Raw genomic sequence first — 12,634 nt, 5'->3', positions numbered from 1 at the left:
CTACTGTGGATTAGACTACTGTAGAATAGAGCTATTGTAAGATAGGGAATTCTTCCCTCTAATTTTGTGTTTTAGCTTCAATCCGCTAGAATATAGGGAATTTCCCCCTCTATTTCAGCATATTTGGTTGTACTCAAGGAAATCCTTCAATTTATAGGGAGGAATTCCGCATAACCTGAGCATAATGACTATTGTGGCCTAATTATAGGGAGGTTTTCCGGTTTTCCCTATAATACCGCCTTCCTTTTGTTGTTAATAGAAGCAGGCTTGGAAAGTGTTGTAGTTTAGGTAGATAAAGTTGACATGCAGGGTTTGTTCTGTCATAATTCTCATTAAATGAATAGCGCCTTTAATTCAGTCCTGTGAGGCTGGCAAGGTAACGTGAATCGAGGTTCGCGACTCTTAGAAAGGTATCCGTGTGTATACACCGGACTGTCTTTTTATGCGCGCGGCCACCATCTTCTTCATCTGCGGATTTCACTCCTTGCCTGTTATAGGCAAGGAGTTTTTTGATTTCCAGGAACTTGAACAGGCGAAACAAGTGGAGGGTGACAAGATTATGGTTACTGAGAAAAATGTAATTATGGACGAAACGGCGATCCGCCGGGCATTATCGCGTATTGCTCATGAGATTTTGGAGAAGAACAAAGGGATTGAGAATTGTCTGCTGGTCGGTATCCGGACACGAGGCGTATACCTAGCACAGCGCATCGCTGAGCGGATCAAGGAAATTGAAGGCGTCGAGATTCCTTACGGCGAACTCGACATCACGCATTATCGGGATGACCGTGAAGTAGGAGGCAGTGAAGCAGTAGTGAAGAGTAACGTCATTATTACTTCCGGCAATGATGGCATCCATGATAAGAAGGTTATTTTGTTCGATGATGTACTTTACACTGGACGCACGATCCGCGCGGCGATGGACGCTTTGATGGATTGCGGACGCCCGCGAATGATTCAACTGGCAGTACTGGCTGACCGTGGCCACCGCGAGCTGCCGATCCGACCAGACTACATCGGTAAGAATGTACCTACCTCAAAGCATGAGCAGATTGAAGTGGCGCTGAAGGAATACGACGGCAAAGACGAGGTCTACATTATTTCAAACCGGGAGGAACGATAACATCATGACACTTACCAAGGTAAAGGAACGTAGTCTGCTGGGAATAAAAGAGCTTGACCGGTCGGAAATCACTGGGTTGCTGGACAGAACAGCGTACTGGGACAATCAGAGCGAGAAGCTAACTCCCATTTTGAACTCGCATTTTATTTCTAACATGTTCTTTGAGAACAGCACACGCACTCGTTTCTCCTTTGAAATGGCAGAAAAACGACTGGGTGCACAAGTACTGAATTTTACGGCTGCAGCTTCTAGTGTAGAAAAAGGGGAGTCGATCTACGATACAGTACGCACACTGGAATCGATGGGGATCGATGCCGGAGTTGTGCGTTTGAAGCCTGCAGGTGTGCTGCAGCAGTTAGCTGAGAAGGTGTCCATACCGCTTATTAATGCGGGTGACGGCAACAATGAACATCCAACACAAGCGCTGCTTGATCTTTACACCATGACCAAAACGTTTGGAGATTTAAAGGGTCTCACGGTTTCTATTATCGGGGACATCATGCATAGCCGGGTAGCACGCTCCAATCTGTGGGGACTTACAAAGTTAGGGGCTAAAGTGCAATTCTGTGCACCGGAGAATATGAAGGCTCCTGAGCTTATGGAATATGCACCTTATGTAACCATAGAGGAAGCTCTTAAAGCAGATGTAGTTATGATGCTTCGTGTGCAGCTGGAACGTCATTCTTCTGGTATCGTACTTTCCGCGGAAGATTACCGCAGACATTATGGTTTAACGGAAGAACGCGCAGCTAAGCTCGCAAAAGATACAATCATTATGCACCCAGCTCCGGTTAACCGGAATGTCGAGATTGATGATGCAGTTGTAGAGAGCAGTCAATCAAGGATTTTCCCGCAAATGTCTAATGGGGTTCCGGTTCGGATGGCGGTTCTCGAAAGAGCTTTACTATAAAGTTAAAAGAATGATGATGAATAAGGACTAATAAATATACACAAACATGAATTTTTATTATATAATAACGAGAGGGCCCGCAGTCGGGATCTGTGGGTAAAGGTAGAATCATGACAGTGATTATTAGAAACGCCAGCGTATTGACTAAGGAAGGCTTGTTAGAGCGGAAACATATTGTACTTGAAGAAGGTGTTATCTCGGCCTTAATCGATGGAAATGAAGCTGCTCCAGAAGCTGGAGAGATCATTGATGCTGAAGGCAAGCTGCTCATTCCAGGACTCATTGATATGCATGTGCATTTACGCGAACCGGGATTTGAACACAAGGAAACAGTGGAAACCGGAAGTCGTTCGGCTGCCAAAGGCGGATTTACAACCATCGCTTGTATGCCTAATACCCGTCCAGTAACAGATACCCCGGAAATCGTACAATTTGTCAAAGATAAAGCGCGTGAAGCAGGACTCGTTAAAGTACTTCCTTATGCAGCCATTACAAAAAATGAGCTCGGACGTGAGCTGACTGATTTTGCAGCGCTTAAAGAAGCTGGAGCTATTGGTTATACCGACGACGGCGTGGGCGTGCAAAGTGCTCAAATGATGAAAGATGCTATGAACATCGCCGCAGCACTGGATATGCCAGTCATTGCTCACTGCGAGGATAATTCACTGGTTGAAGGCTGCTGTGTAGCCGAAGGTGAGTTCGCAAGAAAGCATGGCCTGAAAGGAATTCCAAATGAGTCAGAAGCGATCCATGTTGGACGCGATATTTTGTTGGCTGAAGCGACAGGCGTTCATTACCATGTGTGCCATGTAAGTACTGAACAATCGGTGCGACTGATTCGCCAAGCGAAAGAAATCGGCATTAAAGTAACTGCTGAAGTGTGTCCGCATCACTTGCTGCTCTCTGAAGAAGATATTCCAGGCCTTGATGCCAATTGGAAAATGAACCCGCCGCTTCGCTCCCGTCGCGATGTTGAAGCATGTATCGAAGGTTTGCTTGACGGCACACTAGATATGATTGTTACGGATCATGCGCCGCATAGTGAGGAAGAGAAGGCTAAAGGCATGCAACTTGCACCTTTTGGTATCGTTGGATTCGAAACAGCTTTCCCACTACTATACACAGCGTTTGTAGCAACAGGGAAATGGGATTTATCCTTACTAGTACAAAGAATGACTGCTGATCCTGCACGGGTATTCAGACTGAACACCGGTGTGATGGATATCGGAGCTCCTGCAGATTTGACACTGATTGATTTGGAGCAGGAGAAAGAAGTAGACCCAGGATCTTTCGCAAGTAAAGGACGGAATACTCCTTTTGGTGGCTGGAAGCTTAAGGGCTGGCCAGTAATGACATGGGTAGACGGCAAAGCCGTATGGACTGAGAAAAACTAGCGGACTGGTGGGGCGGAGTTGCTGATCTTTACGGATGCAGCGATGGTGTACACGTTCACTCCGGAAGGCTTGTAAGGCATAAGTATTAGACTACAGAAACAAGAAGGAGTGGAATGGAATGCAGGCGAGATTGCTGCTGCAAGACGGAACTTTATTTACAGGTACCGCATTTGGCGCTGAGGGCGAAAAGACAGGCGAGGTTGTTTTTAATACAGGAATTACAGGATATCAAGAGGTGCTGTCTGACCCTTCATATTGCGGACAAATCGTTACTATGACTTACCCATTGATCGGGAACTACGGGATTACTCGGGATGACTTTGAATCTGTTCGACCTTTCGTACACGGCTTTGTAGTGCGCCGTCATGAAGAAGTACCTAGTAACTGGCGTGCTGAATATAGTGTGGACGACTTGTTGAAAGAATACGATATTCCAGGGATCAGCGAGATTGATACTCGGATGTTGACTCGGATTATTCGACACTACGGAACAATGAAAGCGATTCTGACCACCTCTAACAAACGTGTAGAGGAACTGATGGAAATGATGGGAAATACTACGATTGAGGAATTGCGCAATCAGGTAGCTCGTACATCAACTGCAAGTTCGTACAGCAGCCCAGGCAACAAAGAAAGAATTGTACTTGTGGATTACGGTGCGAAGGCTGGTATCTTACGTGAGCTTAACGAACGTGGTTGTGATGTTGTTGTAGTGCCGCATGATGTAAAAGCGGAAGAAGTTCGCCGTCTGAACCCAGATGGTATCCTACTGTCCAACGGCCCTGGGGACCCGAAAGATGTGCCTCACGCTGTCAAGACGATTTCCGAATTGCTTGGTGAATATCCGATCTTCGGCATCTGCCTTGGTCATCAGTTGTTTGCACTTGCTTGTGGAGCGGATACAGAGAAGCTGAAATTCGGTCACCGTGGTGGGAATCACCCTGTGAAGGAACTGGAAAGCGGACGCTGCTTCATCACTTCCCAGAACCATGGTTATACCGTAAATGAGGAATCTGTGAAGAACACTGAACTAGAAGTTACTCACATTAATAATAATGATAAGACTGTTGAAGGTATTAAACATACTCGTTACCCAGCATTTTCGGTGCAATATCATCCAGAAGCGGCGCCAGGACCACATGACAGCAGCTACTTGTTTGATCGCTTCCTTCAATTGATTGCCGATCATAAAGCAAAGACACCTGTTGTTTCACGTCAGGCACAACTTGCGGCAAACGCCAGAATCACGGCGCCAAAAACTAACTTACAGCTTGAAGCCGTGAAAGGAGCTCTATAACATGCCAAAGAACGATAAACTTAAAAAAATACTAGTGATCGGTTCCGGACCGATCGTCATCGGCCAAGCAGCGGAGTTTGACTACGCAGGAACTCAGGCTTGCCAAGCCCTTAAAGAAGAAGGCGTGGAAGTCGTACTGATTAACAGCAATCCAGCAACGATTATGACAGATACAAATATTGCAGATAAAGTGTACATCGAGCCTATTACGCTTGAATTCGTAACTGCGATTATTCGCCAAGAGCGTCCAGATGGATTGCTTCCAACGCTTGGCGGTCAAACTGGCCTAAATATGGCTGTAGAATTGGCTCGTGCAGGTGTACTTGAGCAAGAAAATGTTAAACTTCTCGGTACACAGCTTGATTCCATTGAGAAAGCAGAAGATCGCGATTTGTTCCGTGATCTAATGCGTGAATTGGATCAACCTGTACCGGACAGCACCATTATCACTACTGTAGATGAAGCAATGAAATTCGCTGAGGAAATTGGATTCCCTCTGATTGTACGTCCAGCTTATACACTTGGCGGCACAGGCGGCGGGATCTGCGATAACGAAGAAGAGCTGCGTGAAACTGTCAAAGCAGGAATTCGTTACAGCCCGATCGGACAATGTCTGGTTGAGAAGAGTATTGCCGGCATGAAGGAAGTTGAATACGAGGTTATGCGTGATGCTAATGACAACTGTATCGTTGTCTGCAACATGGAAAACTTTGATCCTGTAGGTGTACATACAGGTGACAGTATCGTTGTGGCACCTAGCCAGACGTTATCGGATCGCGAATACCAAATGCTGCGCACAGCTTCGCTCAAAATCATCCGCGCCCTGAATATTGAAGGTGGATGTAACGTACAATTCGCACTTGATCCGCAAAGTTATCAATATTATGTAATCGAAGTAAACCCGCGTGTCAGCCGTTCCTCGGCTTTGGCGTCCAAAGCAACTGGATATCCGATTGCCAAAATGGCTGCCAAAATCGCGATGGGTTACACGCTGGATGAAATCGTCAATCCGGTTACCGGACAGACTTATGCATGCTTTGAGCCTACACTTGACTATATCGTAAGTAAAATTCCACGCTGGCCGTTCGACAAGTTCATTCATGCGAACCGTAAGCTGGGTACGCAAATGAAAGCGACAGGCGAAGTAATGGCGATCGGCCGTACTTTTGAAGAGTCGATTCATAAAGCGATCCGTTCCTTGGAAATTGGTGTTCACCGGTTCCGTCTGCCAGGTGCAGAGACACTGGAAGAGAGCGTGCTGCGTGAACGTCTTGCGAAGCCTGACGATGAGCGTCTGTTCCTGATTGCTGAAGCTTTCCGCCGTGGTTACGGTTTGCAAGAAATTCAGGATATTACGAACGTAGACTGGTGGTTCCTCTCCAAAATTGAAGGTTTGATTAACTTTGAAGAGGTTATTCGCGGCGAAGAAACGTTGTCTGCGGAAACTCTATACCAAGCGAAACGTAAAGGCTTTACAGACCGTGCGATTGCTGAGATTCGTGCAGAAGGACAAGCGAACGGCAAGTTTACTAAAGAAGCTGATGTGCGTGCGCTGCGTTTGGAGCAAGGGTTAACACCTGTGTTCAAAATGGTAGATACTTGTGCGGCTGAGTTCGAAGCTACTACACCTTACTACTACTCGACTTATGAAACTGAGAATGAAGTCATTCATTCTGATAAGCAAAAGGTTATCGTGCTGGGATCTGGTCCAATCCGGATCGGTCAAGGGATTGAGTTCGATTACTCCACAGTCCATGCGGTATGGGCTATTCAAAAGGCTGGATATGAGGCGGTTATCATCAATAATAACCCTGAGACTGTATCTACAGACTTTAATACTTCGGACCGGTTGTATTTTGAACCCCTATTCTTCGAAGATGTCATGAACGTAATTGCGCAAGAGAATCCGATTGGAGTTATCGTTCAATTCGGTGGTCAGACAGCGATTAACCTTGCGGCACCTCTAAGTGCTGCTGGTGTGAAGATTCTTGGAACTAGCCTTGATAGCATTGATGAAGCTGAGAACCGTAAGAAATTTGAAGCTTTGCTGGCACGCCTTGATATCGCTCAACCGAAAGGAAAGACGGTTACGGACGTGGATCAAGCTGTAGAAACTGCACAATCTCTTGGGTATCCGGTGCTGGTACGTCCTTCCTACGTACTAGGCGGACGTGCAATGGAAATCGTATATAACGATACTGAACTGCTTAGCTACATGGTAGAAGCGGTGAAAGTGAATCCGGAGCATCCGGTATTGATTGACCGTTACATGCTAGGTAAAGAGGTTGAGGTAGACGCGATTTGTGATGGTGAGACAGTAGTTATTCCAGGCATCATGGAACATGTCGAACGCGCAGGTGTTCACTCCGGTGACTCTATCGCCGTATATCCTCCGCAATATCTGGATGAAGGTCTAAAAGAGAAAATCGCTGAGATCACAATTAAAATCGCTAAGGAACTGAAGACGATTGGACTGGTCAACATCCAGTTTGTTATCTATCAGAACGAAGTATACGTAATCGAGGTAAATCCACGCTCCTCGCGTACGGTTCCTTTCCTGAGTAAGGTGACAGGAATTCCAATGGCGCATTTGGCAACCAAAATCATTCTCGGCAGCAAGCTGAAGGATGACGGTTATACAGAAGGTTTGTGGCCGGAAAGCGATTATGTATCGGTTAAAGTGCCAGTGTTCTCTTTTGCCAAACTACGCAGAGTAGAACCTACACTCGGACCTGAAATGAAATCAACCGGTGAGGTTATGGGCCGTGATAAATTGTACGCAAAAGCTTTATACAAAGGTCTGATCGGAGCAGGGATGAAAATTCCAGCGACAGGCGCTATCATCGTTACGGTGGCAGATAAAGATAAAGCAGAAGCTGTTGAACTTATGAAGGGCTTCCACTCCATGGGTTACAAAATCATTGCAACTGGAGGCACGGCACAAGCGCTTGAAGAAGCAGGCCTCAACGTAATGAATGTAAACAAGCTGGATGAAGGTGCACCAAACATTCTCGACTTGATTCGTGGTGGGCAAGCTAACTTCGTCTTTAATACACTGACTAAAGGCAAAACGCCAGAACGTGACGGATTCCGAATCCGCCGTGAAGCGGTTGAGAATGGCGTCGTATGTATGACTTCATTGGATACAGTGACGGCACTTCTCAGAATGCTGCAGACGATTAACTTCTCGTCACAGTCCATGCCTGCTTTTGTCGGACAATTGAACTAATCTCATAAAGATGCATAGGGCGGTTTGCGTTTACGCAGACCGTTCCGCTATGCCTAGGGTCTAATAAATAAAGGGTGTGGAATTAGTCTGCACTGGATAGGAGCATGGTTGTGGGAGTAGGAGAAGTAGAGTGGAAAGCAATGGCGAACCGTCTGATGATCGCTTTGGATTATCCTGATGTGAATGGAGCAAGAGCCTTGATCGATAAGCTGGAAGGAATTCCTTGCTATATGAAGGTAGGCATGCAGCTGTTCTATGCGGCAGGACCAGAATTTATTCAAGAGCTGAAATCTCGTGGCTATTCTGTGTTCGTTGACGTGAAAATGCATGATATTCCTAACACGGTAAAAGGTGGCGCTCAAAGTCTTACGAATCTTGGCGCTGATATGTTTAACGTACACGCGGCAGGGGGCTCAGCCATGATGGCTGCAGCACGCGAAGGAGCGGCTTCAGCAGTTAGTGCTAATGCTGCCCTTAAGATGCCTTTGATTATTGCAGTTACCCAGTTAACCAGTACAAGTCAAGAAGTGATGAATAACGAAATTGGGATCGCTGGAGAGGTAGCTGATACTGTGGTAAGATACGCCAAGTTGGCTGCCGATGCAGGTCTAGATGGTGTAGTGGCTTCGCCACAAGAATCTGCAGCTATCGCAGAAGCTTGCGGCCCGGCATTTTGCACGGTTACACCGGGTATCCGGCCAGCAGGTGCTTCCTTGGACGATCAGTCCCGGGTTATGACACCTGGAAAAGCCATTCGTCAGGGTAGTCACTACCTTGTTGTAGGACGGCCGATTACAGCTTCACCAGATCCACGTCAAGCAGCACTAAACATTATTGAGGAGATGACCCTAGCATGAGCGCATTAAATAGAAGTGAACAAGTAGCAAGTTATCTGCTTACGATTGGAGCAGTAGCACTGCGTCCACAGGAGCCTTTTACATGGACCTCTGGTATCAAATCGCCGATCTATTGCGACAACCGTCTGACTATGGCTTACCCAGAGGTTCGTAACTATATTGCAGATGCCTTTGCTCAGCTTATTAAGAGCGAGTATCCGGACGCTGAAGTGATCGCAGGTACAGCAACCGCGGGTATTCCACACGCGGCTTGGGTAGCAGATAAACTCAATCTGCCTATGGCTTATATCCGTGATAAAGCTAAAGGCCACGGCAAGCAGAATCAGATCGAAGGTCTGATTAAGCCGGGACAAAAGGTAGTTGTTATTGAAGATCTGATCTCCACAGGTGGAAGCTCCATTAAAGCGGCTCAGGCCGTGCAAGAAGCTGGCGCAGAAGTGTTAGCTGTACTTGCAATCTTCAGCTATGAGCTGGATCGTGCAGTGGATGCTTTTGCTGCAGCTGAAATGCCATTGCAAAGCTTGTCCAACTACAGCACATTGATTGATGTGGCTCTTGCACAAGGTAAAATTGAATCGACGGACGTAGAAGTACTGAAGTCTTGGAGAAAAGATCCTTCATCATTTGGTGTTTAAGCTTAAATAAATGAGTATAGTTTAGGCGAGTCTCTCACTTTTCAGTGAGGGGCTTTTATTTTTTAATTGCATAGAGTGGGAAAGAGAAGCACAGCATACTCAACTGTCATACAAGACACGAATAGTTGTATTTCGTACACTTAAACTAACTTTTCTTAGAGGAATTGGCATTCTAGTTGCACTTTGTGCAATTATAATCAGCCTAGTATCTGCCGAAACCTTCTAGTAACGGTTTTTAACTGTACAGAGTGCAATTAAAAGGAAAAATAAAATAAATGAGCTCTAATAGTTGCAGAAAGTGCAACTATCCAGTCGTAGAGGGTAGGATTGTGTCGCTCAATGGAGATGTAGCAAGTGAGCAAGTGTGAGTGGGAAAGTGGAGATCGTGTATCTGCAAAAGCTCCTAGTAACATTTTTATGAGAGTAATATGAAGAAATCGTAGTATAACTTTAAACGTCCTGTAACTTCCCTTCTTGATTAAAGCTTTATACTGTTACTAGGCTTATGGATTATTTATCCATAAGATGTAGAAGAATCAAGTATTTTATGGGAGGATATAATAATGAATCATATAAACAACAATAAACGGCTGTGGCGCCGCTGGTTAAGCTTTGGGGTATGCGCTGCGCTGATACTACCACTAATCTCTGATGGGTGGAATACGGCTTGGGCTGAGCCTTCTAAGGCTTCAGTGGAGCAACGTGTATTGCGTATTGGGAGTCTATGGTCTGGGGAGGACGATTCGTTTTTTCGTCAGCAGTTTACGGATATGTATGAGTTGCAGCATCCAGAAATCAAATTGGAGATTATTCCGGCTATAGATACGAATGACCTTCGGTACAATAACACCTCCTCAGACGCAAGTTCTGACAATTTGGAAAATATCCGAGCGATTATGGGCGGGGATAAGCCTGTTGATGTGATCGTCGGTGATAGCGCATTAGTGAAGAGTTTGGTGGATCATAATCTTGTCCAATCGCTGGAGCCGCTTATAGCGCGTGATCAGTATGATTTAAGCAATATGGCGCCTACGATGCTGAATGGAGTTCGTGAGCTGGGTAGAGGTAGTCTTTTTGCGTTGGCGCCGATCTTCTCGTCTAGTGCGCTTTTTTATAACAAGGGAATCTTTGATGCTGCTGGTGTGGGCTATCCAACGGACAAGATGACTTGGAATGAACTGTTTACGCTGGCAGATAAGGTGACGAAGAAGTCATCTAATAAAGAAACTCGGATATACGGGTTCTCGATGAACCGTTACTTAAGTGATCCATTCTGGGATATGCAGAGCTATGTCGCACCGCTAGAACTTACGATGTACGATAATAAGGGTCAGCACATGACTGTAAATACTACACAGTGGAATCAGGCATGGACTACTTACAGCCAGTTGGTTAAGAAACAAATTGTACCAGAGCTAAATGGGTTGGATTTTGCAGGAACAGAAGGGAATGCCTACAGTCCAATCCAAGGCGATCTGTTCCTCACAGGAAAAGCAGCAATGGTCGTTGGAGAATATGGTTATCTCAATGAACTGGCGGGAGTGGCCCGTAATGCTGCTAAGATCAAAAGTTACAGTCCCATCAAATGGGGTGTGGTTACTGTACCTACCTTTCAGGAAAAACCGGATGTTGCCATTGGAACATGGCTTGGTAATATGATGGCTATTAGTTCTACGGCTACTAATAAGGAAGATGCCTGGGATTTGATTAAGTTCGTCAACAGTAATGAGGTTGCGAAAATTAAAGCCCATAACAAGAGTGAACTGACTTCCCGTAAGGATTATATTACCGCTCAGACCCCTTCTGTAAATTTGGAAGCTTTTTATACGCTTAAGCCTTTACCTGCAACTGATCCTTTATTGATCAGTTTACAGATGCAGAAGCCTGGAATTAGCCGGATTAGCGATGTTGGACGTCAATTATTCATTGATGTTTATCAGGGGAAGAAAACCGTTGAGAATGCACTCAAAGCTTGGGAGAAGCAAGGGAATACCATGCTGGATACACTTGAAAAAGATCCCACAGTCTATTTCGACTCGATCAGTGAATGACTCTGGAATATGCCCTTAGCCACCAGTTTTCTGGTGGCTTATTTTGTGGAACTTGGGCATGATAAGTTCAGAGCGGTGTATCATAAATTTGCGAAAAGGAGAAGAGGGCATCATGAATTGGATATACTTCGCGAAACTGTTCAGGACCAGATTTCAAGCAGGTTGTTTGGCTAAAAGATTGGAGCAAGATGGCTGGATTTACGGTTATCATGACCCAAGTTTTGTGGAAATTTATCGATCCCGTAAGGGAAGGTACGGGGTTAGATTTCTGCCTTGAGAAATTTTATAAATTCTTCCTTGACGTAGACCCGATTTGTACTGTATATTATTTATTGTCGCTGTTTGAATATTTTTTCTGACGCGGGGTGGAGCAGCCCGGTAGCTCGTCGGGCTCATAACCCGAAGGCCGCAGGTTCAAATCCTGCCCCCGCAACCAATTTATTTACAACAGCAATTCTACATTCGGATATTTTTAGATCCGGGCCCTTAGCTCAGTTGGTTAGAGCGGTCGGCTCATAACCGATTGGTCGGGGGTTCGAGTCCCTCAGGGCCCACTTATCAAAAACCCTTACTTTGTAAGGGTTTTTTGCTGTCTATAGGCTTAGCAATACTGAGAAAATAGAGTGGATAAAGGCCAGAATTATGAGCTTGCTAACGGATTTGCTAACGGAAATTATTTTTCTGCAGTTTCGAGCTGTTTTTCAGCGTATTTATTCAGTTCTGCTTCATTTTTGTCAACGGCCTCTTCCTGCATGGTTGGGAGTAGGTGTGAGTATCGTTCGTTGAACATCGCTAGAGTCATACCCAGCCGTTGAGCTACCTTGGATATATATAGCCTCCACCAGCTAGTAACATACTAAGTCATTATCCTCATATGAGTCTCCATATTCTTTTTTATATTCCTCGATTTGCTTGTAGCGTTCCTTAGGGTCATCAATAATATTCTGAAAGAGTTTTACCCGTCGGATGACTATACCATCGCGCCCTATGCGGCGTTTTTATTTTGGCCTTAGACACAGTTAGTTGGTTTAAGTAAAGTCTCGTTTGGCGGCGCTCCAAATTTTAAATTGATAGAAAATAGATTATTATGAAGGCTGTAGGACTTATACTATGCAATTAGGTTTGAAATTAATTAAAC

At 45.4% G+C, this 12,634-nt stretch carries 8 protein-coding genes and 2 tRNA genes; all 10 read left to right on the top strand.

The window, feature by feature from the left end; genetic code table 11:
- The first annotated feature begins 559 nt into the window (after positions 1-559).
- The 10 genes from pyrR (at position 560) to ACWNM1_RS21590 (ending at position 12,050) form a co-directional block, all read left to right on the top strand.
- The gene (gene pyrR / locus ACWNM1_RS21635) at positions 560-1,123 is read left to right on the top strand and encodes a bifunctional pyr operon transcriptional regulator/uracil phosphoribosyltransferase PyrR (RefSeq protein ID WP_149647673.1); all 564 of its coding nucleotides are present in this window, start codon (positions 560-562) and stop codon (positions 1,121-1,123) included.
- A 4-nt stretch (positions 1,124-1,127) separates the two neighbouring features.
- Positions 1,128-2,033, top strand: coding sequence for an aspartate carbamoyltransferase catalytic subunit (locus tag ACWNM1_RS21630; protein WP_042190812.1), 906 nt, complete (start codon positions 1,128-1,130; stop codon positions 2,031-2,033).
- Positions 2,034-2,143: 110 nt separating this feature from the next.
- A complete protein-coding gene (locus ACWNM1_RS21625; protein WP_042190810.1) occupies positions 2,144-3,427 on the top strand; it encodes a dihydroorotase in 1,284 nt (427 codons plus the stop codon).
- Between the two features lie 118 nt (positions 3,428-3,545).
- Complete coding sequence (carA, locus tag ACWNM1_RS21620) at positions 3,546-4,724, top strand: glutamine-hydrolyzing carbamoyl-phosphate synthase small subunit (RefSeq protein WP_042190808.1); 1,179 nt, start codon at positions 3,546-3,548, stop codon at positions 4,722-4,724.
- 1 nt (position 4,725) lies between these two features.
- Complete coding sequence (carB, locus tag ACWNM1_RS21615) at positions 4,726-7,953, top strand: carbamoyl-phosphate synthase large subunit (RefSeq protein WP_449602602.1); 3,228 nt, start codon at positions 4,726-4,728, stop codon at positions 7,951-7,953.
- 140 nt (positions 7,954-8,093) lie between these two features.
- Positions 8,094-8,810 (top strand): orotidine-5'-phosphate decarboxylase, encoded by a 717-nt coding sequence (pyrF, locus tag ACWNM1_RS21610; protein ID WP_449602616.1) that lies wholly within the window; start codon positions 8,094-8,096, stop codon positions 8,808-8,810.
- Positions 8,807-9,445, top strand: a complete 639-nt coding sequence (pyrE, locus tag ACWNM1_RS21605; RefSeq protein WP_449602601.1) for an orotate phosphoribosyltransferase — start codon at positions 8,807-8,809, stop codon at positions 9,443-9,445. Before pyrF ends, pyrE begins: the two co-directional genes overlap by 4 nt.
- A gap of 563 nt (positions 9,446-10,008) precedes the next feature.
- The gene (locus tag ACWNM1_RS21600; protein ID WP_449602600.1) at positions 10,009-11,496 is read left to right on the top strand and encodes an ABC transporter substrate-binding protein; all 1,488 of its coding nucleotides are present in this window, start codon (positions 10,009-10,011) and stop codon (positions 11,494-11,496) included.
- A 359-nt stretch (positions 11,497-11,855) separates the two neighbouring features.
- A tRNA-Met gene (locus ACWNM1_RS21595) sits at positions 11,856-11,932 on the top strand.
- A gap of 44 nt (positions 11,933-11,976) precedes the next feature.
- Positions 11,977-12,050 (top strand) — tRNA-Ile (locus ACWNM1_RS21590).
- The last annotated feature ends 584 nt before the right edge of the window (positions 12,051-12,634 follow it).

Source organism: Paenibacillus sp. Marseille-Q9583, assembly GCF_976954365.1.
The sequence above is the reverse complement of the archived record's forward strand: the minus strand, read 5'-3'. Positions and strand labels throughout refer to the sequence as shown.